Here is a 21,576-nt window from a genome sequence, read left to right on the forward strand (position 1 = left end):
CGCCGGATCCTCTGCGTGTTCCCTCCTCTCGACGCGCTCCGGGTGGGCAGTCACGGCCCGGCGTCGGGGCGTCAGGGCTCCGGGTGCCGGGTGCCGTCAGGCGGTGGGGGTGGCTCCGTCGGCGACCGCGCGCAGGGCGGTGCGCACCCGCTCCTCGGCGGCGGCGAGCGCGACCCGGGACGCCTCGAGCTCGGCGAGCGCGGTGGCCTCGACCCCCAGCCCGCGTCGTCGGACCCGGGCCAGCACCTTCGTCGCGGCCAGCTCGGGCGGCAGCGAGCCGGGCACCCCGTGGAGGAGGTCCTCGGCGTAGGCGCCGGCCTTCTCCTCGCCCTTGATGCGCTCCCACTCCTGCTCGACCTCCTCCGGCGTGCTCGCGTCACCGTCGGCGAAGACGTGCGGGTGGCGCCGGACGAGCTTGTCGACGAGCAGCCCGGCCACGGTGTCGACGTCGAAGCCGTCCTCGCCGGCGTCCTCGGCCACCCGGGCGTGGAAGACCACCTGGAGCAGCACGTCGCCGAGCTCCTCGGCGAGCAGCCGCGGGTCACCGGTGTCGATGGCCTCGAGCACCTCGTGGGCCTCCTCGACGAGGTAGGGCGCGAGCGAGGCGTGCGTCTGCTCGGCGTCCCACGGGCAGCCGCCGGGCGAACGGAGCCGGTCCATCGCGGCGACGACGTCGAGCAGCCGGCCGCCCTGGACGTCCCACGACCCGACCACGAGCTCGACGTCCGGCGGCACCTCGAGGCGGGAGACCTCGGCGGCGACGGCGTCGGACAGGCCGGGGTCGGCGTCGGACGACCCGAGCCACACGACCGACACCGAGCCGGCGAGGTCGACCAGCTGGCGGGCGAGCGCGGCCGGCGCGACGTCACCGACGCACTCGACCTCGACCCCGGCGTCGGTGAGGGCCTCGACGAGCGGCTCGTCGGCGCTGCGGGCCAACCGCCGGTCGGCGCCGGCGACAGCGCTCCACGCCGCGTGCGACAACAGCCCCGGGGCGACCCGCGGCGAGGTGACGACGAGGCCGAGCCGGCCGGCGGTCACTTCGTGCCGGCGCCGGCCAGCCAGTCGGGCCGGGTGGCGGTGAGCGCGTTCTTCGACGGGTCGAAGGTGCCGTACCGCGGGTTGACGACGACCTTGACCTTGGCGAAGGTGTCGGCCGGGAGGGTCTCTCCGGCCTGCTCGAGGACCTGGCGCGCGTACTGCCCGCGGAGCAGCTCGATGGCCTCGGCGGACGGCTCGGCGGTGGCCGGGAAGTTGGACCGCGCGACCGAGGCGGACTGCGGCGCACCCTTCTTGGCGACGTAGTCGATGACGTACGGGGCCTCGATGAGCCGGTAGACGACATCGGCCGTCGTGAGGTTGGCGGCCGGGAAGGCCTTGTTGATCTCGGACTGCGCCGTGTGCACCTGGTCCTCGGTGATGACGCGGCCGTCGACCGTGGCGGCGCGGCCGGCCTCGGTGCTGCCGCAGCCGGCGGTGACGAGGGCGGCGCCCAGGGCGAGCGACGCGGCGACGCGGCGAACCGGGAGGGTCACGAGCAGTCCTTTCATCGGGTCACCCCCGGGCGGGGGCGGTCGCGGCACGGGCGGCCTCACCGACATTGTCCATGACGACGGTGCGGACCACCTGCGCGGCCCAGTCGAGGATGTCACGGTCGCGCAGCGGCCGACCACCCACCGGGGCCGTCTTCGGTGCCGGCACGAGCATCGACCCCGTGGCCGCCTTGAGGATCGACTTGGGGTGCAACCGGTTGAGGCGCAGCTGCTGGCTCTCGCGCAGGTCGACCGGCCCGAACCGCACGTGCTGCCCCTGGACCGAGATGTCGGCGATGCCGGCGGCCCGGGCGACGGTGCGCAGCCGGGCGACCTCGAGGAGGTTGCGCACCGGCTCGGGCACCGCGCCGTACCGGTCGACGAGCTCGCCCTCGATCTCGGCGAGCTGCTGCTCGTCGACGACGGCGGCGAGCTTCTTGTACATCTCGAGCCGGAGCCGCTCGTGCGGGACGTAGTCGTGCGGCAGGTGGGCGTCGACCGGCAGCTCGATCTTGATCTCGGCCGGTGCCTCCTCGCCGTCGCCGCGGAAGGAGGCGACGGCCTCGCCGACGAGCCGGACGTAGAGGTCGAACCCGACACCGGCGATGTGCCCGGACTGCTCGCCGCCGAGGAGGTTGCCGGCGCCGCGGATCTCGAGGTCCTTCATCGCCACCTGCATGCCCGACCCGAGGTCGGTGTTGCTGGCGATGGTCTGGAGCCGGTCGAGTGCGGTCTCGGTGAGCGGCGTCTCGGGCGGGTAGAGGAAGTACGAGTACGCACGCTCGCGGCCGCGGCCGACGCGTCCGCGCAGCTGGTGCAGCTGGGAGAGGCCGAGCCGGTCGGCGCGCTCGACGATGAGGGTGTTGGCGTTCGAGATGTCGAGGCCGGTCTCGACGATCGTGGTGCACACGAGGACGTCGAACCGCTTCTCCCAGAAGTCGACCACGACCTGCTCGAGCTTGTGCTCCCCCATCTTCCCGTGCGCCGTGGCGACCCGCGCCTCGGGCACGAGCTCGCGGATGCGCGCCGCCGCCTTCTCGATGGTCGACACCTTGTTGTGCACGAGGAAGACCTGGCCCTCGCGCAGCAGCTCGCGCTTGACGGCCGCGGTGACCGTCTTCTCGTCGTAGGCGCCGACGTAGGTGAGGACGGGGTGGCGCTCCTCGGGCGGCGTGGCGAGCGTGGACATCTCACGGATGCCGGTGACCGCCATCTCGAGGGTGCGCGGGATGGGCGTGGCCGACATCGCGAGGACGTCGACCGACGTGCGCAGGGCCTTGAGCTGCTCCTTGTGCTCGACCCCGAAGCGCTGCTCCTCGTCGACGACGACGAGGCCGAGGTCCTTGAACCGGACCTCCTTCGACAGCAGGCGGTGGGTGCCGATGACGAGGTCGACCGAGCCGTCGGCGAGACCGGCCATGACGGCCTTGGCCTCGGCGTCGGTCTGGAAGCGGGAGAGGCCCTTGACGACCACGGGGAAGCCCGCGTACCGCTCGGCGAAGGTGTTGAGGTGCTGCTGGACGAGCAGCGTGGTGGGGCACAGGACCGCCACCTGCTTGCCGTCCTGGACGGCCTTGAACGCGGCCCGGACGGCGATCTCGGTCTTGCCGTAGCCGACGTCGCCGCAGACGAGGCGGTCCATCGGCACCTCGCGCTCCATGTCGGCCTTGACCTCGTCGATGGTGCTCAGCTGGTCGGGGGTCTCGACGTGCGCGAAGGCGTCCTCGAGCTCGCGCTGCCACGGGGTGTCGGGCCCGAAGGCGTGGCCCCGGGTGGCCATCCGCGCCGAGTAGAGGCGGATCAGCTCGGCGGCGATCTGCTTGACGTAGCGCTTGGCCCGGCCCTTGGTCTGCTGCCAGTCGGAGCCGCCCATCTTGTTGAGCGTGGGCTGCTCGCCGCCGACGTAGCGGGTGACCTGGTCGAGCTGGTCGGTGGGCACGTAGAGCCGGTCGCCGGGCTGGCCGCGCTTGGACGGCGCGTACTCGAGGACGAGGTACTCGCGCGTGGCGCCCTGCACGGTGCGCTGCATCATCTCGACGAAGCGGCCGACGCCGTGCTGCTCGTGGACGACGAAGTCGCCGGGGCGCAGCTGGAGGGGGTCGACCTGGTTGCGCCGCCGCGACGGCATCCGGCGCATGTCCTTGGTGGAGGTGCCCGAGCCGGCGGCGGCCCCCGTGAGGTCGGCCTCGGTGATGACCGCGAGCTTCTCGGCGGCGGCGAGGAACCCACTGCCGACCGCGCCGGTGGTGACGGTGACCAGGCCGGCCCGCGGCTCGGCGTCGCCGTCGGCGGCCACGAGGCGGCTCGCCACCTCGTGCTCGCCGAGGACCTCGGCGACGCGCTTGGCCAGTCCCGGACCCTCGGTGGCGACGAGGACGCTCCAGTCGTCGGCGACGAGGCGCGCCAGCTCGGCGACGGCGCCCTCGGTGCTACCCCGGAAGGTCGGCGCGACGGTGAGCCCGAGGTCGATCGTGTCGTCGTCGCCGTCACCGCCGAACGGGGTGAGGTCGAGCCAGCGCACCCCGAGCTCGCGGGCCTGCTCGCGCAGCTCGGCGATGGTGCGGAACGAGGCCGTGCCGAGCACCGACTCGAGGTCGATGGGCACCGCGCTGCCCCCGGCGGCGCTGGCCCAGCCGGCCTGGAGGAACTCCTCGCTCGTCGAGACGAGGTCGTGGGCGCGGGTGCGGACGCGCTCGGGGTCGCAGGCCACGAGCACGGAGTCGGCGGGCAGGACCTCGAGGAGGGTCTCCATCCCGTCGACGAGCGCCGGCGCCAGCGACTCCATCCCCTCGACGGCGATGCCGTGCGCGAGCTTCTCGAGGATGTCGACGGCGCCCGGCAGCTGGTCGGCGAGGACCGCGGCCCGCTCGCGCACCGACGGGGTGAGCAGCAGCTCGCGGCACGGCGGGGCCCACAGGCCGTGCTCGGCGACCTCGAGGGAGCGCTGGTCGGCGACCTTGAACCAGCGGATCTCCTCGACCGTGTCGCCCCAGAACTCCACCCGCAGCGGGTGCTCCTCGGTGGGCGGGAAGACGTCGAGGATGCCTCCGCGGACGGCGAACTCACCCCGTCGCTCGACGAGGTCGACGCGCGCGTAGGCGGCCGCGGCGAGGTCCTCGACGACCCGCTCGAGCGGGGCGTCCTGCCCGGCCGTGAGGGCCACCGGGCGCAGCTCGCCGAGGCCCTTGGCGATCGGCTGGAGCACGGCGCGGACCGGCGCGACGACGACGTCCGGCGCCCCGTGCTGGGCGTCGGCGGCGTCCGGGTGGGCCAGTCGGCGCAGCACCGAGAGGCGCTGGCCGACGGTGTCGCTGCGCGGGCTGAGGCGCTCGTGCGGGAGGGTCTCCCAGGACGGGAAGTGGGCGACGGCGTCCGGCCCGAGGAGGGTGCTGAGGGCGGTGTGCAGGTCCTCGGCCTCGCGCCCGGTGGCCGTGACGGCGAGCAGGGGCGCGCCGGAGGGACGCGGGGCGAGGGAGGCGACGACGACGGCGCGGGCACCGGGGGCGCCGACGCCTCGACCTCGGCCGAGGGCACGGCGAGGGACTCGGCGAGACGGGTGGGACCGGGGAGCGCGGCGACGCGGGAGCGCAGGGGGTGAGCGAGGGCATGTCCCCCCAATCTACTGCCGCCCACCGACGGCCGATGCCCGCGGGCGGGCGGCGGACAGCGCGGGCGGTCGCCGGACGCCGCGGGCGGTCGCCGGACGACGACGGACCTGCGGTTACGCTCGACGTGGTCACCTCGCGCGCCACGGCGACCACCGCGGGGGTCAGGCCTCCCGCCCACCACCGCACACAACCGTCGACGGGAGCCGCCGGATGGACACCGCGCCCACCCGACGGCGGACGCGCCTGCGGACCCTCTCGGTCCTGCTCGGCGCAGCGGCCCTGGTCGGCGCCCTCGTGCTCACGGGCGCGCGCATCCTCCAGCCCGGACCTACCTCATGACCCTCCTCGCGACGGTCAGCCCGCTCGCCGTCGTCGCCGGCCTCCTGGCCGCGGCCCTGCTCGCCGTGCCGGCCCGGCGCGCGGGCCGGGGCAGAGCCCCGCCGCCGTCGGTGTGGTCCTCGCGGTCGCCGTCGCCGCCACCCATCTCTGGTGGCTGGCACCGGCGTTCACCGGAGGCCGGCCTGCCGCCGCCGCCGGCCCGGGGCTCACCGTCCTCACCCAGAACTTCGAGTACGGCGACGTCGAGGACCTCCGGTCGGAGGTGAGGTCCGCGGGGGCCGAGGTCGTCGTCCTCGTCGACGTGCAGCCGGGCCAGTTCGACCGTCTGCAGGCCTCCGGCTTCCTCTCCTCCTTCCCTACCGCAGCGGCGTCGACTCCCCGAGCCCGTCCAACACGATCCTCCTGAGCCGCTACCCCTACACCTCGCAGCGGGTCCTCACCGAGGACTACGACTCGCGGCTCTTCGTCCTCGAGGGCACGCCGCTGGGGACGCTCGCCCTCGCCGCGGTGCACCCCCCACCGCCGTACGCCGACGGGAGCAGGCCGTGGTCGGCCCACCTGCGCACCATCGGCGACGCACTCGCGAGCCAGGCGCGCGACCAGCCGTCGGTCCCGGTGCTCGCGGTCGGCGACTTCAACGCCGACACCCCGCACCAGCCCTTCCGCCGCCTGCTCGGGGTCGCCGGCCTGCGGGACGCGGCCGAGATGGCGGACACCGGCTGGGCGCCGACCTTCCCGGCGAACGGGCACTGGACGTCGCACGGGGTCGCTCCCCCGCCCTTCACGGCCATCGACCACGTCCTCGTCGGGCGGGCGCTCACCGTCACCGCCGTCGACCGCGTCGACATCAGCGGCTCCGACCACCTCGGCCTCGTCGCGCGGGTGGCCCTGCGCGAGGGCGCGCGCACCGGCTGACCGGTCGCGACTACCGCGGGGGCAGCCCGAGGGCGCGGGCCCGCCAGGCGTCGTAGCGCGCCGACCAGTCGTGCGCGGCGCGGAAGGCCTCGACCTCCTCGCGTCCGGCCCGGCCCAGGGCCGCCGCCTCGAGGACCCGGGGCGCCAGCTCCGCCCCGCCCGGCACGAGGAGGCACCGGTCGCTGACGTCGCGCATCGGCTCGAGGTCGGTCGCCACGACGGGGACCCCCGAGGCGAGGTACTCGTAGAGCTTGAGCGGGCTCATCGCCTCGGTCATCGGCGTGACCCGGTGCGGGATGAGGCCGACGTCGGCCGAGGCCATCATCCGCAGGACGCGGGGGCGGGGCTCGGGCGGCCGGACGACGATGTTCGGCACGCTGCGCAGCGGGTCGAAGAGGCTCGGGTCGGCCTCGTGCCCGACGAGGACCACCGTCCACCCCGGGAGGTCGGCGGCCAGGCGGCGCAGGGCGTCGCGGTCCACCCGCACCTCGAGCGAGCCCGCGTAGAGCGCCACCGGGCCGTCGAGGGCGGCGAACCAGTCCGGCACGTCCGGCAGGTCCTCGAAGTGGGAGGCGTGGATGCCGTTGGGGACGACCGCCGAACGGGCCGCCCCGATCCGGTCGACGATCCGGCGGGTGACCCCGATGACGACGACGTCGCGCTCGGCCATCCGCGAGTAGGCCTCGAGGAGCATGTCCCGGCGGCCGGCGAACGGCGGGTACTCGGCCCAGTCGTCCCAGCCGTAGTAGACGACGTCGGCCCAGGCGTCGCGGTCGGCGACCGCCGCGTGCACCGGGTGGCAGGTGACGAGGACGGGGGGTCGGCTGCCCGAGCCGGCCGCCCGCCGCAGGAGCGTGCGGTCGAGCCTCGCGTACTCGCGCGCGGCCGCGGCCCACCGCGGCGGGTCGGTACGGCGCCAGCGGCGCGGCTGGAGCAGCGACTGGCTGCCGGTGTACCCCGGGTCCGCCGGCCAGCTGCTCGAGCCACCGCGCAGGCGCGCGGCGTGCGAGCGCAGCCCGTTGACGACGACGAGCGGGTCGACGGCCTCGTCACGGGCCAGCTGGTCGACCATGACGTCGGCCGACCAGGACAGCTGCCGGGCCTGGGCGTCGGCCCACGACTGGAAGGCCAGCGAGAAGACCACCGGCACGGGGCCGGTGCCGGGCGCGGTCGTCACCGGGCGCTGGGGACGGGCTCGGCCCCGACCGGAGCCGCAGACGACGTGGGGACGGCATCGGCCGGGACGGCGTCGGCCGGGGCGTCGGGCCCGGCACCTGGCCCGGCGGACGCCCGCAGCTGCTCCCGGGTCAGCTTGGGACGGTCCGCCAGCTGCGACCACAGGGCGCCCGCGGCGCCGACGAGCAGGAAGAGGGTGAACCCGGTCTGCTTGAAGCTCAGCTCGTCGAAGGTCCCGGCCGCCGCGGCGAGGGCGGCGATGCTGCCCGCGAGGGCCTGGCCGAGGCTGCGCAGCGCGGGGTCGGTGGCTCGGTGGCGCACCCCGCGCGAGACGCCCATCCCGATGACGAAGACCGCCGCGAGGGTCGCGAGGCCGATGATCCCGCCCTCGAGGAGGCTGCCGAGGTACTGGTTGTCGAGGTAGAAGTACGCGAGGGGGTCGAACGTGCCGAGACCCCGTCCGAAGACCACGTGCCCGTCGAGCAGCCCCGGCACCTTGGCGTAGTCCTCGGTGCGGCCCTCGATGCTCGGGTCGGTGTTGCCGATGAAGACGAGGCTGCGCAGGGTCCCGAGGAGCCCGGGCACGGCGGACCGGAACAGGACGAGCCCGAAGGCCCCGAGGACCACGAGGTTGGCCCGCTGGCGCCGGGACAGGGCCACGGCGTAGACCCCGAGGCCGACCGCGAGGGTCAGCAGCCCGGAGCGCGAGACGGTCATCGGGTTGACGATGAGGATCGCCGTCAGCGCCGCGGCCGCGAGCAGCCGCCGGCTGCGGCGGTCGTCGTAGAGGGCGAAGTGCAGGGCCAGCGGGGCGAGCGCGGCCAGGGCCACCGCGTACTCGATGGGGTGCGCGGCGGCACCGTCGATGCGCGAGAAGCCGGACCGGGTGTCGTTGATGATCTGGGTCGTCGTCGTCAGGCCCGGCAGGTGCATCAGCTCGCGGTAGCTGAACGTGCTCGACGCGAACTCGAGGATGCCGATGACGGCGGCGACGAGCGCGACCGACACGAGCCGGCGCAGCAGCAGCTCGACGCGGGCGCGGCTGTCGAGGCCGTCGACGGCGATCATCGCGATGCCGATGACCGCCAGCGCGGGGAAGACCGCGCGGATGGCGCCGGCGGACTCCGTGTCGGTGAGCACCCGCGTCATCCCGGCCGCGAAGGCGGTGAGCGAGGCGAGCGCGTAGGCCAGCATCAGCCACCGCACCGGGTGCGCCGCCCGGGCCTCGACGAGGCCGAGCACGCGCCCGGCGGCCCACAGCGCGAGGGCGAGCAGTCCCGCGAGGAGCGCGGGGTTGCCGGTGGAGCGCAGCGGCCCGACGAGGACGTAGTTCTCCGGCAGGAGGTACACGAGGATGACGACGAGCGTGAGGACGGTGAGGGCGTCGCGCCGCGACACCGACACCAGGCCGCCGACGAACGCCGCCCCGAGGAGCCCCGCGGACGCGACGAAGCTGAACGGCAGGACGAGGATCGAGACGAGGTAGGCGATGGCGACGAGGACGTAGAGCACCGTCGCCGGACGGCTGCGCAGCGCCCGCCGCAGCTGCGCGGAGGTCAGCCAGCGGCGGCGGGTCAGCAGGTCAGCGGGAGAGCTGGCGCGCGCGGCCACCGGAGAACGTCCTGTCCCGGTCGGAGCCGCCCGACGCGGCGTCGTCCTCGTCGACGTCCGGCTCGGCCACGTCGAGGGACTCGTCGTCGGCCTCGTCGGTGGCCGCCGCCGCGGCCTCGTGGGCCCTCGCGTCGCGGGCCTCGTCGGTGGCCGTCGCCGCGTGGGGCTCGTCGCCGGCGGGCTCGGTGGCCGCCACGTGCTTCGCGCCGCCCTCCCCCTCGGCCTCGCGGCGGCGACGGGTGAGCACCCGCTCGACGAGGATCGAGAGGGCCGCACCGGTGAGCAGGCCGATGCCGCCGAGGGCGACGATCAGCTTGAGCTTGGACTGCGGGGGCAGCTCGTTGACCTGGGTGGCCGCCGTCGTGAACGTCGTGTACTGCGAGACGGCGGGGGCGCCGGCCCGGTCCTGGATCGCCTCGACGCGCGGGCCGGTCTGCTTGAGGACGTCGTCGACGACGGTGCGGACGTCGTCGCTGGACTCGCCCCAGGCCTGGATGAGGTAGCTCTGGGTGTTCTGCGGCTGGAAGACCGTGTACCGGGTGCCGGTGTCGGTCTCGCCCGGGGCGACACCGCTGGTGTCCGCCTTGCCGAGCGACTGCTGCGCGGCACTCGAGAGCAGGTCGGACTGGAGGGCCTCGGACAGCAGGGTGGCGTCGCCACCGAAGAGCGGGTTGTCGCTGCGGGGGTCGCGGGCGCCCGGGCTGACCTGGTTGCCGTGCGTGTACACGAGGCCGTACGCGGCGTAGGCCGTGTAGACCGGCTTCTGGCGCTCCGCCAGGCCGTACCCGACGACTGCTGCGATGAGCAGCACGGGCACCATGACATACCAGCGCCGGAGGCTCACTCCGACGACGTCGAGCGCATCCACGTTTTCCCCTACTTCCGTCATGCGGATCATGACTGGTGACCACACGAGGGTAACCGCTGCGCCGGAGGCGTCGACGGGCATTCCGGACATTGCCGGTCCGAACGGGGGGCGGCGGTCGGGCGAAGAGTCGGAAAACGCCGCGGCCTCCGGGGGGTGCGCGGTACTTTAGGGATCCTTGGAGCAGGAATGCGTGCATCGGGGAAGCAGGGAGCAAGATGCAGGACGAACCATCCACCAGGGGCGGCACGACGCTGCTCACGCGCGGCGACCGGGTGCGCGTCAAGTCGCCTGCCGAGGTGCTGCGGACGCTCGACGAGCGCGGTGACCTCGAGAACCTCCCCTTCATGCCCGAGATGGTCCCGCTGTGCGGCCAGACCCTCGAGGTGCACGCCCGCGCCGACAAGACGTGCGACACCGTCGACATCACCGGCTGCAGCCGCGAGATGGACCACACCGTGCACCTCGTCGGCGTCCGGTGCGACGGGTCGGCGCACGGCGGCTGCCAGGCCGGGTGCCTCTTCTTCTTCAAGGAGGAGTGGCTCGAGCCGGCCGACGCACCGGCCACGCCGGTCGAGGCGGCCGACGTCGAGGCGCTCGAGGCCCGCCTGGCCCCGGCCACGACCACCGCGCCCGGGATCTACCGCTGCCAGGCGACCGCCCTCCCGAGGCCACCCGCCCGATGGCGGGCCTGCGCCACTACATCCGCGACCTCGAGCACCGCAACGTGCCGCTGCGCCTCTTCGCCCGCGCGATGGGCATCAACCTCGTCGACCGCTACCAGCGCTTCGCCCGGCACCGGCTCCCGGAACGCCTGCGCTACAAGGGTGGTCACGAGCTGCCCGACCTGCGCGGGCCACTGACCAAGACGCCCGTCGAGGCCCTCGACCTCCAGCCGGGCGAGCTCGTCGAGGTCAAGAGCCTCCCCGAGATCCTCGCGACGCTCAACGAGAGCCAGCGCAACCGCAACCTCTGGTTCGACCGCGAGATGGTCCGCTACTGCGGGCGACGGATGCGCGTCCTGCGCCGCGTCGAGCGCCTGCTCGACGAGAAGACGGGCGAGATGATCGTCCCGAAGACCCCGAGCATCATCCTCGACGGCGCGGTCTGCGTCGGCGACTACCACAAGCTGTGCCCCCGCCAGGACTACGCGTTCTTCCGCGAGGTCTGGCTGCGGCGCGTCGACACGCAGCACGCTGAAAGGGTCTAGATGCGACTCCTCGTCACCGGGGACCGCGGCTACATCGGAGCCGTGATGGTCCCCACCCTCCTCGACGCCGGCCACGACGTCGTCGGCCTCGACGCGGGCTGGTACGACGGGTGCGACTTCGGCACCCCCCGCACCGACTACGAGCAGCGGACCGGCGACGTCCGCGACGCCCGCGCCGAGGACCTCGCGGGGTTCGACGCCGTCATCCACCTCGCCGCGATCTCCAACGACCCGATCGGGCACCTCAACCCCGGGGCCACCTACTCGGTCAACGCCGACGGTGCCGTGCACATGGCGCGCGTGGCCCGCGAGGCCGGCGTCGGCCGCTTCCTCTTCGCCTCGTCGTGCTCGCTCTACGGGGCGGCCGGCGACGGCGACGTCGACGAGACCGCGGCCTTCAACCCGGTGACGCCCTACGGGGAGAGCAAGGTGATGGCCGAGCGCGGCATCTCCGAGCTCGCCGACGACACCTTCAGCCCGACCTACCTGCGCAACGCCACGGCGTACGGGTCCTCCCCGCGGCTGCGGGCCGACATCGTCGTCAACAACCTCACCGGCACGGCGTTCACCGAGGGCAAGGTCGAGATGCAGAGCGACGGCTCCCCGTGGCGCCCGCTCGTGCACATCCGCGACATCACGGCCGCGTTCATGGCCGTCCTCGACGCCCCCCGCGAGGTCGTGCACGACCAGGCCTTCAACGTCGGCCGCGACGAGGACGTCGTGCAGGTGCGCGACATCGCCCTCGCCGTGTCGCGGACCATGGACGCCCCCGTCACCTTCGCCCCCGGCGCGGGTCCCGACAAGCGCGACTACCGCGTGAGCTTCGGCAAGGTGACCGAGCAGCTGCCCGCCTTCCGCCCCACGTGGACGGTGCAGCGCGGCATCGACGAGCTCGCCGACGACATGCGGCGCAACGGCCTGACCGCCGAGGACTTCACCGGTCCCCGGTTCGTCCGCCTGGCCCGCATCAACCAGCTCATGGCGAGCGGCGAGATGACCGCCGACCTGCGCCTGACCCGACAGCCCCAGGGGGCCTGATGAACGTCCCGACCTGCCGCCTCTGCGGCGCGGACCTGACCCAGACCTTCGTCGACCTCGGCATGTCGCCACCGTGCGAGAGCTACCTCACCGCCGACGAGCTCGACCAGGGCGAGACGTTCTACCCGCTGCACGTGCGGGTCTGCTCGTCGTGCCTCCTCGTGCAGCTGCCGAACTACATCCCGGCCGAGGCGATCTTCAGCCACTACGCGTACTTCTCCTCCTTCAGCGACTCGTGGGTGCGGCACGCCGCCCGCTACGTCGACACCGCGGTCGAGCGGCTCGGGCTCGACGGGTCCTCGTTCGTCGTCGAGGTGGCGAGCAACGACGGCTACCTGCTGCAGCACGTGCGCGACAAGGGGATCCGCTGCCTCGGCATCGAGCCCGCCGCCAACGTCGCGGAGGCGGCGCGCGAGAAGGGCATCGACACGGTCGTCGCCTTCGTCGGCGAGGAGACCGGAACCCGCATCTCCGGCGAGCACGGCAAGGCGAACCTCGTGGCGGCGAACAACGTCTTCGCGCACGTCCCCGACATCGTCGACTTCGCCAAGGGCCTGCGGGCGCTGCTCGCCGACGACGGCACCCTGACCATCGAGATCCCGCACCTGCTGCGGCTCATCGAGGACCGCCTCTACGACACGATCTACCACGAGCACTACTCCTACCTCTCGCTCCTCACGACGCAGCGCGTGCTGGCCGAGGCGGGGCTCACCGTCGTCGACGTCGAGGAGCTGACGAGCCACGGCGGCTCGCTGCGCACGTGGTCGATGCCCACCGAGTCGGCCGGTCCGCCGAGCGAGCGGGTCGCGAAGGTGCTCGCCGACGAGCGCGCAGCGGGGCTCGACACCGTCGAGGGCCACGGCGGGTTCGCCCCGGTCGTCAGCGCGGTGCGCAACGACCTCGTCGAGTTCCTCGTCGAGCGCTCCCGCGAGGGCAAGACGGTCGCCGGCTACGGGGCCCCGGGCAAGGGCAACACCCTCCTCAACCACGCGGGGGTGCGCTCGGACCTGCTCGCGTTCACGGTCGACCGCAACACCTTCAAGCACGGCCGGTTCCTCCCGGGGACCCACATCCCCATCCACCCGCCGGAGGAGCTCGCGGCGCGCAAGCCCGACTACATCCTCATCCTCCCGTGGAACCTGCGGGCCGAGATCACCGAGCAGCTCGCCTACACCCGCGAGTGGGGGGCACAGCTCGTCGTCCCGCTCCCGACGCTCGAGGTCTTCTGATGAAGGTCGTCCTCTTCTGCGGCGGCTACGGCCTGCGGATGCGCGTCGGGGAGGACCCCCGCCCGAAGCCGATGATGCCCATCGGGTCGCGGCCGGTGCTCTGGCACATCATGAGGTACTACGCACACTTCGGGCACAAGGAGTTCATCCTCGCGCTCGGGTACGGGGCACACGTCGTCAAGGACTACTTCCTCGAGTACCGCGAGACGGCGTCCAACGACTTCGTCCTGTCCGACGGCGGCCGCTCCGTCGAGCTGGTCACCCACGACATCAGCGACTGGCGGATCACCTTCGCCGACACCGGTCTCAACACCCAGATCGGTGAGCGCCTGCGCCGCGTGCGCCGCTACCTCGGCGACGACGAGATGTTCCTCGCGCACTACGGCGACGTGCTCACCGACGCCCCGATGAACGACATCATCGAGCAGGTCCGCGGCACCGACGCCCTCGGCAGCCTCCTCGCGATCAAGCCACCGGGCTCCTTCCACGTCGTGCACGTCGGCGACGACAACCGGGTCACCGGGTTCCAGGAGGCCACCGAGCTGCCGCTGCGCATCAACGGCGGGTTCTTCGTGCTGCGCCAGGGCATCTTCGACCACCTCGGCGAGGGCGAGGACCTCGTCGGCGACGCCTTCGAGCGGGCGGCGCAGCGCGGGCAGCTGCTGGCCATCCCGTACGACGGGTTCTGGAAGCCGATGGACACCCTCAAGGAGCGCGCCGAGCTCGAGGACCTCAACCGCACGGGGACCGCTCCGTGGGCGGTGTGGCGTGACGGCGTCGAGCCGACCTCGACGTCGGGCACCTCCTTCGTGGTCCAGTGATCGACCTCCGGCTCCCCCCGGGACACCTCGACGTCCTGTGCCTGGGGGCCCACTGCGACGACATCGAGATCGGCTGCGGCGGAACGCTGCTGATGCTCGCCGAGTCCGGACGTGCGACGGTGCGCTCCGTCGTCCTCTCGGGCGACCCGCGGCGACGGGCCGAGAGCCTCGCCGCGGCCACGGCCTTCGGCAACGCCGAGCCGCCGCGCTTCCTCGACGTCCCCGACGGCCGCTTCCCGGAGCACTGGGGCGCGGTCAAGCAGCACCTCGAGGACGCCGCCCGCGACCTGCCCACCCCGCACGTCGTGCTCGTGCCGCGCACCGACGACCGGCACCAGGACCACCGCCTGCTCGCCGAGCTGACGACGACCACCTGGCGCGACTCCCTCGTCCTGCACTACGAGATCCCCAAGTGGGACGGCGACCTCGGGCCGGTCACCCACTACGTGCCGCTCGAGGAGTCCGTGGCGCGGCGCAAGTGGGAGCTGCTCGACGAGCACTACCCGTCGCAGCACTCCCGCGACTGGTGGGACGAGCAGATGTTCCTCGGCCTGATGCGGCTGCGCGGGATGGAGTGCCGTGCGCCCTTTGCCGAGGGGCTGCTCGTCACCAAGGCCCGCCTCGACGTGACGGTGGGCTGAGGTCGTGGACACGGCTCCCGGCGCGGGCTGCCCGGTGTGCGGCGACACCGGGCCCCGGCCGTCGCTCTTCCGCATCCCGTCCATCCCGGCGCACTCCTGCCTCCTCATGGACAGCCGCGAGGAGGCCCTCGCGGTCCACGCCGGCAGCATGGACCTCGTGCGCTGCCCGACCTGCGGGTACCTCGCGAACCGCGCCTTCGACGAGGGGCTCACCGGCTACAGCACCCGCTACGAGGACTCCCAAGCGTTCTCGCGGACCTTCGTCGAGTACGCGACGCAGCTCGCCCGACGCTGGGTCGAGGGCTGGCACCTCGAGGGCGCGACCGTCGCCGAGGTCGGGGCCGGACGCGGCGACTTCAGCCGGATGCTCGTCGCCGCCGGCGCCGGACGGGTGCTCGCCGTGGACCCGACCATCGACCCCGAGCGGCTCGGCCCGGCCGAGGGCGTCGAGGCGGTCGTGCGCCGCGTCGAGCGCGCCGAGGACCTGCCGGCCTGCGACGCCGTCGTCATGCGCCACGTGCTCGAGCACGTCGACGCCCCCCGGGTGGTCCTCGGCGCCCTCCGCGAGGCCCTGTCCGACCGGCCCGACGCACCCGTGCTCGTCGAGGTCCCCGACGCCCGGCGCATCCTCGCCGAGGGCGCCTTCTGGGACGTCTACCACGAGCACTGCGCCTACCCGACGGCCGAGACCGTCCGCGAGCTGTTCGAGAGCTGCGGCTTCGAGGTGCGCGCGGTGTCGACGGTGTTCCACGACCAGTACCTCCTCGTCGAGGCCACCCCCACCGGCACCCCGCGCGCGGCCTCGCTCGACCCCGGGACCCTCGAGCGGCTGGCCAGCGAGAGCGACGGCTTCGCCACCCGGGTCGCCGACGAGGTCGAGCGCTGGCGGGCCACCGTCGCCGCGGCGGCGGCCGACGGGTCGCAGGTCGTCGTCTGGGGGGCGGGGTCGAAGGGCACGGCCTTCCTCGCGGCCCTCGGCGAGCTGCGCTCGGCCGTCCGCAACGTCATCGACGTCAACCCGCACGTGCAGGGCCGTTTCATCGCCGGCACGGGTCACGAGATCCGCGGCCCCGAGGACCTGCGCGAGCACCCCGCCGACCTCGTCGTCGTGATGAACCCCGTGTACCTCGACGAGATCTCGGCCGACGTCGCCCGGCTCAGCCCGGGTGCGCGAGTCCTCGCCCTCGGGCGCTGACCCGTCGCTGCACCGCCTGGCGGGCCCGGATCCGGAACTCCCCGAGGATGATCCGCGTGCGGCGGTGACTGGTGAGCCATCCGAGCACGATGCCGAGGCAGCGCACCCGCTCGCCGAGGGAGAGCGGCGAGGTGGCGACCGCCCGCAGGTAGCCGACGAGCAGCCGGGACTGCGGCATGGGGAAGGTCGACCGGGCGGACGGGTCGAACCACGAGGCGATCTGCTCCGGCGACTTGTCGACCGCCGACGACGCGGCGTGCCGGCGGTTGTAGAACAGCCGCTCGGGCACCAGGCGCCACCTCCCCCGCAGGGCGAGCTCGACGAGCAGCGTCGTGTCGGCGGCCGGGTTCGACCCCAGCAGGTGCGTCGAGAGGAAGACCTCGCGCCGCACCACGCCGTACACCGGGTAGCACATGTGCAGGTGGGTCTGGTCGGTCGGGCCGTCGAGCAGGCTGCGCAGGCGGGTCACCGGCGACCGGTTGTCGAACGGGAGGTCGTCGCGGTAATCGGAGACGACCGCCCCGTCGGCGCCGATGACCGTCGTCAGCGGCCAGGCCAGCACGACGTCGGGCTCGGCGTCGAGCACGGCGGCGCACGCCTCGATGCAGCGGGGGTCGAGCCGGTCGTCGTAGGAGTACCAGCGGAAGTACGGCGCGGTCGCGGCCCGGACGACGGCGTTGTGGTTGAACGCCGCGCCCTGGTTCACCGGCTGCCGGATGTACCGGACCCGGGGGTCGCGGGCCGCGAACGCCTCGCAGATCTCCTGCGTCCGGTCGGTCGAGGCGTTGTCGCTGATGACGACCTCGAGGTCGGTGTGCGTCTGGGCGAGGAGGGAGGTCAGGGCCTCCTCGAGGTAGGGGTCCCCGTTGTAGACGGGGAGTCCGACGGAGACTCGGGTCACGGGAGGTCCTCTCTCACGGGTACCACGTCCGCTGCTGTGCCATGCCCTCGAGCCGCCCCACGAGCGCGCCGGCCTGGGCCACCCAGGTCATCCGGCGCTCCCGGCCGAGGAAGGGGTACGGGCCCCGGCTGAGGACCCACCACCAGCGCCCGGCCGCGGTGCCGAGCGTCGGGCGCCGGGCCCCGTCGCCCCGGAAGCGCCGGTAGAGCGCCACCTCGGCGGTCTTGTACCGGCGGATCTGGCGGAAGAGGGCCCCCACGCTGTCGCGGTACCGGTACCCCATGACGGCGTCCGGCGCGAAGACGAGCCGGAACCCCTCGAGCTGGGCCCGCCAGCAGATGTCGACGTCCTCGCAGTAGCGGAGGGTCTCGTCCCAGCCGTCGACGGCGTCGAGCGCCCGGCGGCTGATGAGCACGTTGCACGACGGCGCGTACGGCAGGAAGCCGCACGGCCCCTCCGGCAGCGAGCGCCCGTACTCGGGGCCACCGCGGGCGGTGACGACGGTGGGGTCGTTGAGGGAGGTGACGTCGCAGGCCCCGGCGACCAGGTCGGCGCCGTCGCGCGCGTCGTAGAGCCCGCGCAGCCACGCGGGCTCGGCCACGTCGTCGGCGTCGCAGAAGGCGACCCACTCGGACCGGCAGGCCCGCACGCCGCGGTTGCGCCCGGACGCCGGCCCCCGCGGCCCCACCCCGGCACCGGCGGGCAGGACCCGGACGCGCAGCCGGTCGGCGTAGGTCGGGACGACGTCGAGCGAGCCGTCGGTGCAGCCGTCGTCGACGACGAGGACCTCCCACGGGTGCGGGAAGTCCTGGGCGGCGAGGGAGTCCAGCTGCTCGCGCAGCAGGGGTCCCGGGTCGAGCACGGGGATGACGACGGAGACGACGGGGTCCGCGGCGGTCACCGGTGGACCTTCCGGCGCACGAGGGTGGTCGCCTCCGACAGCCCCTGCGGCTTGACGAGGAGGAGGAGCCCTCCGTAGACGAGGACGCCGACGCCGACACCGACGAGCAGCTCGACGAGGTAGGAGGCACCGGCGTTGCCGAGCAGCGTCGTCGCCCCGACCACGGCGCCGGCCATCACGCCCGTGATGAGGACGTGCGCGAGCAGGCCGCGGACGAAGTCGCGCAGCCGCATCTCGATGAGGTGGAAGGCGAGCATCAGCCCGAAGGGGGCCAGGACGAGGTTGCCCACCGTGTAGGCGGCCGCGACGGCGACGATCCCCCACTCGACGGCGACGAGGGTCAGGCCGGTGAGCACGACGGTGTAGACCAGCCCCCAGCGGTAGGACCAGTCGCTGCGCCCCTTGGCGAGCATCAGCTGGGCGCTGGACGACACGACCGACTGCACCGCGGCGGCGGGCGCGAGCCACACGACGATCGGGACGGCGGCCGCCCACCGCTCGCCGAGGAGGACGTGGATGAGCGGCTCGGCGACCGCGGCCAGCCCGAACAGGGCGGGGAAGGTCACGAGGGCCACGACCTGGGAGGAGCGCAGGTACCCGGTGCGCAGTGCCGCGTTGTCGGACTGGCGCCGCGAGAAGGCCGGGAAGGTGACCTCGGCGACGACGCTGCTCACCGACGACACCGGGGCCAGGGCCGTGCTCTTGGCCATCGTGTAGAGACCGAGCGGCGCGGCCCCGAGGAAGCGGCTGATGATGATCTTGTCGACCTGGTTGAAGAAGAAGAACAGCATGTTGGACATGAAGAGGTTGCGGCTGTAGCCCCAGATCGAGCGCAGGCTGGCCAGGCTGATGCTGCGCGTCGGGCGCCAGCGGTCGAAGTACCAGACGAGGGCGGTGTCGACGCACTCGCCGGCGGCCACCCCGAGGACCAGGGCCCAGTAGGAGAGCCCGAAGGCCGCGCCCGTGATCGACACGGCGGCGGTGACGACGGCCGAGGCGGTCGTCGAGACGGCCAGCTCGCCGAAGCGCAGGTCGCGGCGCAGGAGGGAGTGGTGGATCTGCCCGAGGGAGGAGACCACGGCGATGCCCGCGAAGGCGTGGAGCACGGGCGCGGCCTCGGGGTTGCCGAGGACGCCGGCCAGCGGACCGGAGAGCACGTACATTCCGCCCGCGAGGGTGAGGCCCATCGCGAGGTTGAGCACGAAGACCGAGTTGCGCAGGACCTGGTCGACGTTCGGGCGCTGGATGAGCGCGGACCCGGTGCCGAGGTCCCTCAGCTGGTCGAGGAAGGCGACGACGACGAGGGCGATGGCCACGACACCGAAGTCGGCGGGGATGAGCAGCCGGGCGAGGACGATGTTGGCGGCGAACCGGACCCCCTGCGAGACCACCTGGGCCAGCGCCGTGAAGCGCGCCGCCCGGGCCACGAGGGTGACGCCGACCGGGTGCGGCTCGGTCGCCGCGGCCGCTGCCGAGCCTCGCTCGTCGTCCATGCCTGCACCGCCACCTGCGTCCGAGCAATCCCCTGTCGCGGTCATGCTAGAGCACCCCGGCCGCCCCCGGCAGGCGTTCGGGGAAGGACGGGACCGGCCCCGCGAGGCCGCCGGTGGGGCCCCGGGCGGCCCCCGTGGGCCGGGTCGCTCAGCCCATGCCGCAGAGGTCGACGTGCTTGCCCGTGGCGTCCCAGACGTTGCCGCTGCTGCGGAAGGTCGACTTCGGGTTGGGGTAGCAGGTGTCCCAGTGGATGTCGCCGCCGAGCCGGTTGCCCGTGACCGTCGTGTTCGACGAGGGGTCGATGAAGATCGGGAAGCCGTACCCGAGGAGCCAGTTGCGCTCGATGGTGACGTTCGAGTTGCCGCCGTTGGCGTCCTCGAGGTAGATCGCCGCGTTGAGCTGGGACCGGTACGGCCCGCCGTCGTACACCGAGCAGGCGATGGTCAGGCCGTCGACGCCCCGGACCTGGGTGCCGTCGTAGTGGGCGTCGGAGGAGGGGCGCGGGTCGTGGAGGTAGTTGGACCTCAGCTCGACGTCGCGGACCATGCTCCCGCGGTCGGAGGTCACGTGGATGGCGTCCTCGGTGCCGCCGCCGAGGTCGGAGTACCTCACCGTGACGTGCGAGGCGCTCGAGATGCTGACGTTCTGGGCCGTGACGTGGTCGATGGTCACGTTGCTGCCCTGGACGAGGATGCCGCCCGAGACCCGGACGTTCTGGACGGTGACGTTCGAGCCGCTGATCGTCAGGTCCGACACGTTCGCGTTCTTGAGCACCGCCCCGTTGCCGAGCGTCGTCTTCGACGAGCTCGAGCGCGACCCGTGCGCCCCGTGGTCGAGGACGAGGGCCGGACCGAGCACGACCCGATCGAGCCCGTGGCCCCCTTGCTCGTCGAGCGCGGCGTGCTCGTCGGGGGCTTCGCGCGCTTCGCCGACGGCTTCGGCGTCGGGCTCTTGCTCTTCGTCGGGGTCGGGGTGGCGGTGGGTGTCGGGGTCGCCGAGGGCGTGGGGTCGGCGGAGGCCTCCCCGGTGCCGACGCACGGCTCGAAGGGCGTGCCGTCGGTGTGGACGTTGCCGGCCTGTCGCACGGGGGTCGGGTGGGTGTTGCTGCAGGGACCCCACACCGTGCCCTCGCCGAAGGTGTTGCGCTCGAGCCGCAGGTTGCTCGCCGCCGTCATGACGGTGAAGCCACCGCCCTCGAGCCAGTTGTCGGCGACCTCGACGTCGTCGGTGCCGCCGTTGGCGTCCTCGAGGTAGACGGCCGCGTTGCCGTAGGCCCCGAGGGCGTAGGTGGAGCAGGTGATGGACACGCCCCGGGCGCCCCGCACGTGGGTGCCGCTGTAGGAGCCGCGGTCGGCGGCCGCCGGGTCGTGGATGTAGTTGCCGGAGAGCGTGACGTCGCGCACCCGCCGTTCCGGGCCCCGGTCGGAGGTCAGCTGCACGGCGGTCTCGCCGCCGGAGATGTTCGAGTCGCGGACCGTGACGCCCGAGGCACCGGCGATGACGACCGAGCGGGCGGTGACGTGGTCGAGGACGACGTCGTCGGCCGTGACGACGACCGTGCCGGGCACACTGACCTGGCGCAGCGTGGCCCCGGTGGCCGAGACGGTGAGCGAGCCCGGGACCGCCACGCCCGTGAGCACCTGGTCGGGTGTCGAGACGGTGTCGAGGGCCTGGGGCTTCGTCGCGGCGGTGGCCCCGGTGTTCGTCGCGCTGGGCCGGGTCGGGCAGCGCTGCGCGACGTCGGAGACGGCCTGGGACGGCAGCCGGAGGGCGAGGACGAGCGTGAGGACCACCGCGACGCACAGGCCGACGGCCAGCCCGCGCCGGGCGGTGTGCGACGGCGGGACGAGCGCTGCGAGCTTCATGGGGTGGACGACTCCAGAGGGGGACCAGGTGCGTGGACCCCGCATGGTCGAGCACGACGCGAGCCCTGCATCCCGCATCCGAGGCCCCGGCGGGCGACGACGTCCGCACGGGTTTCGCTCCACTGTCGCAAAGGCCCGGCGCAGGGTCAACCTCCGGTGCCCCGCGGTGGACTCCCCGCACGGCCCGACCGTCCGTGACCGCGCCTCGCCCCCGGGGCCGACGTGTCAGAGTGGG

At 73.5% G+C, this 21,576-nt stretch carries 20 protein-coding genes; 9 read left to right on the forward strand and 11 right to left on the reverse strand.

Annotated elements, in window-relative coordinates:
• Positions 1-96 precede the first annotated feature (96 nt).
• From G7075_RS21245 to mfd, 3 genes are read right to left on the reverse strand one after another with little or no spacing between them, the layout of a single operon-like run.
• Positions 97-1,041, reverse strand: coding sequence for a MazG family protein (locus G7075_RS21245; RefSeq protein ID WP_166122092.1), 945 nt, complete (start codon positions 1,039-1,041; stop codon positions 97-99).
• On the reverse strand, positions 1,038-1,535 hold the full coding sequence (locus G7075_RS12105; protein ID WP_166122094.1) for a hypothetical protein: 498 nt from the start codon (positions 1,533-1,535) through the stop codon (positions 1,038-1,040). Before G7075_RS12105 ends, G7075_RS21245 begins: the two co-directional genes overlap by 4 nt.
• A gap of 19 nt (positions 1,536-1,554) precedes the next feature.
• A complete protein-coding gene (gene mfd, locus G7075_RS12110; protein ID WP_166124363.1) occupies positions 1,555-5,151 on the reverse strand; it encodes a transcription-repair coupling factor in 3,597 nt (1,198 codons plus the stop codon).
• A 199-nt stretch (positions 5,152-5,350) separates the two neighbouring features.
• Between mfd and G7075_RS22040 the strand changes: the two genes are divergently transcribed.
• The 3 genes from G7075_RS22040 (at position 5,351) to G7075_RS12120 (ending at position 6,394) form a co-directional block, all read left to right on the forward strand.
• Complete coding sequence (locus G7075_RS22040) at positions 5,351-5,479, forward strand: hypothetical protein (RefSeq protein ID WP_256378025.1); 129 nt, start codon at positions 5,351-5,353, stop codon at positions 5,477-5,479.
• Between the two features lie 112 nt (positions 5,480-5,591).
• Positions 5,592-5,885 carry a hypothetical protein gene (locus tag G7075_RS12115; RefSeq protein WP_166122096.1) on the forward strand — a complete coding sequence of 98 codons (294 nt, stop codon included), beginning with the start codon at positions 5,592-5,594 and terminating at the stop codon, positions 5,883-5,885.
• Entirely contained in the window at positions 5,882-6,394 is a 513-nt protein-coding gene (locus tag G7075_RS12120) for an endonuclease/exonuclease/phosphatase family protein (RefSeq protein WP_371814240.1), read from the forward strand. Before G7075_RS12115 ends, G7075_RS12120 begins: the two co-directional genes overlap by 4 nt.
• A gap of 10 nt (positions 6,395-6,404) precedes the next feature.
• On the opposite strand, the gene G7075_RS12125 is transcribed toward G7075_RS12120, so the two are convergent.
• The 3 genes from G7075_RS12125 to G7075_RS12135 are packed head-to-tail and all read right to left on the reverse strand — an operon-like array spanning position 6,405 to position 10,049.
• A complete protein-coding gene (locus G7075_RS12125; protein ID WP_166122100.1) occupies positions 6,405-7,571 on the reverse strand; it encodes a glycosyltransferase in 1,167 nt (388 codons plus the stop codon).
• Complete coding sequence (locus tag G7075_RS12130) at positions 7,568-9,181, reverse strand: O-antigen ligase family protein (RefSeq protein ID WP_166122102.1); 1,614 nt, start codon at positions 9,179-9,181, stop codon at positions 7,568-7,570. Before G7075_RS12130 ends, G7075_RS12125 begins: the two co-directional genes overlap by 4 nt.
• Positions 9,153-10,049, reverse strand: coding sequence for a hypothetical protein (locus G7075_RS12135; protein WP_166122104.1), 897 nt, complete (start codon positions 10,047-10,049; stop codon positions 9,153-9,155). The genes G7075_RS12130 and G7075_RS12135 overlap by 29 nt, the downstream gene beginning before the upstream one ends.
• Positions 10,050-10,728: 679 nt before the next feature.
• Here G7075_RS12135 and G7075_RS12140 point away from each other — a divergent pair.
• Genes G7075_RS12140 through G7075_RS12165 form a run of 6 tightly spaced genes read left to right on the forward strand, consistent with a single transcriptional unit; the run spans position 10,729 to position 16,180 of the window.
• Complete coding sequence (locus G7075_RS12140; protein WP_166122107.1) at positions 10,729-11,256, forward strand: hypothetical protein; 528 nt, start codon at positions 10,729-10,731, stop codon at positions 11,254-11,256.
• Positions 11,257-12,294, forward strand: coding sequence for an NAD(P)-dependent oxidoreductase (locus G7075_RS12145; protein WP_166122109.1), 1,038 nt, complete (start codon positions 11,257-11,259; stop codon positions 12,292-12,294).
• Positions 12,294-13,523, forward strand: coding sequence for a class I SAM-dependent methyltransferase (locus tag G7075_RS12150; protein WP_166122111.1), 1,230 nt, complete (start codon positions 12,294-12,296; stop codon positions 13,521-13,523). Before G7075_RS12145 ends, G7075_RS12150 begins: the two co-directional genes overlap by 1 nt.
• Complete coding sequence (locus tag G7075_RS12155) at positions 13,523-14,344, forward strand: sugar phosphate nucleotidyltransferase (RefSeq protein ID WP_166122113.1); 822 nt, start codon at positions 13,523-13,525, stop codon at positions 14,342-14,344. Before G7075_RS12150 ends, G7075_RS12155 begins: the two co-directional genes overlap by 1 nt.
• Positions 14,341-14,985: a PIG-L deacetylase family protein gene (locus tag G7075_RS12160; RefSeq protein ID WP_166122115.1), complete on the forward strand. Its 645-nt coding sequence runs from the start codon at positions 14,341-14,343 to the stop codon at positions 14,983-14,985. Before G7075_RS12155 ends, G7075_RS12160 begins: the two co-directional genes overlap by 4 nt.
• A 4-nt stretch (positions 14,986-14,989) precedes the next feature.
• On the forward strand, positions 14,990-16,180 hold the full coding sequence (locus G7075_RS12165) for a class I SAM-dependent methyltransferase (protein ID WP_166122117.1): 1,191 nt from the start codon (positions 14,990-14,992) through the stop codon (positions 16,178-16,180).
• Here G7075_RS12165 and G7075_RS12170 read toward each other — a convergent pair.
• The 5 genes from G7075_RS12170 to G7075_RS12190 form a co-directional block, all read right to left on the reverse strand.
• Positions 16,143-17,081, reverse strand: a complete 939-nt coding sequence (locus tag G7075_RS12170) for a glycosyltransferase family 2 protein (protein ID WP_166122119.1) — start codon at positions 17,079-17,081, stop codon at positions 16,143-16,145. The genes G7075_RS12165 and G7075_RS12170 overlap by 38 nt on opposite strands.
• A 13-nt stretch (positions 17,082-17,094) precedes the next feature.
• On the reverse strand, positions 17,095-17,982 hold the full coding sequence (locus G7075_RS12175; protein ID WP_166122121.1) for a glycosyltransferase family 2 protein: 888 nt from the start codon (positions 17,980-17,982) through the stop codon (positions 17,095-17,097).
• On the reverse strand, positions 17,979-19,475 hold the full coding sequence (locus G7075_RS12180; protein WP_166122123.1) for a lipopolysaccharide biosynthesis protein: 1,497 nt from the start codon (positions 19,473-19,475) through the stop codon (positions 17,979-17,981). The genes G7075_RS12175 and G7075_RS12180 overlap by 4 nt, the downstream gene beginning before the upstream one ends.
• A gap of 148 nt (positions 19,476-19,623) precedes the next feature.
• Positions 19,624-20,232: a right-handed parallel beta-helix repeat-containing protein gene (locus G7075_RS12185; protein WP_166122125.1), complete on the reverse strand. Its 609-nt coding sequence runs from the start codon at positions 20,230-20,232 to the stop codon at positions 19,624-19,626.
• Positions 20,220-21,341 (reverse strand): right-handed parallel beta-helix repeat-containing protein, encoded by a 1,122-nt coding sequence (locus G7075_RS12190; RefSeq protein WP_166122127.1) that lies wholly within the window; start codon positions 21,339-21,341, stop codon positions 20,220-20,222. The genes G7075_RS12185 and G7075_RS12190 overlap by 13 nt, the downstream gene beginning before the upstream one ends.
• Positions 21,342-21,576: the final 235 nt, after the last annotated feature.

It is taken from the genome of Phycicoccus sp. HDW14, from assembly GCF_011383005.1.
Lineage (GTDB): Bacteria > Actinomycetota > Actinomycetes > Actinomycetales > Dermatophilaceae > Phycicoccus.

Excerpts from the sequence above, each read along its gene's own strand:
- G7075_RS12140 (WP_166122107.1), top strand. The coding sequence starts at position 10,729 with ATGGCGGGCCTGCGCCACTACATCCGCGACCTCGAGCACCGCAACGTG.
- G7075_RS12190 (WP_166122127.1), bottom strand. The coding sequence starts at position 21,341 with ATGAAGCTCGCAGCGCTCGTCCCGCCGTCGCACACCGCCCGGCGCGGG.
- G7075_RS12150 (WP_166122111.1), top strand. The coding sequence starts at position 12,294 with ATGAACGTCCCGACCTGCCGCCTCTGCGGCGCGGACCTGACCCAGACC.
- G7075_RS12145 (WP_166122109.1), top strand. The coding sequence starts at position 11,257 with ATGCGACTCCTCGTCACCGGGGACCGCGGCTACATCGGAGCCGTGATG.
- G7075_RS12155 (WP_166122113.1), top strand. The coding sequence starts at position 13,523 with ATGAAGGTCGTCCTCTTCTGCGGCGGCTACGGCCTGCGGATGCGCGTC.
- G7075_RS22040 (WP_256378025.1), top strand. The coding sequence starts at position 5,351 with ATGGACACCGCGCCCACCCGACGGCGGACGCGCCTGCGGACCCTCTCG.
- G7075_RS12180 (WP_166122123.1), bottom strand. The coding sequence starts at position 19,475 with ATGGACGACGAGCGAGGCTCGGCAGCGGCCGCGGCGACCGAGCCGCAC.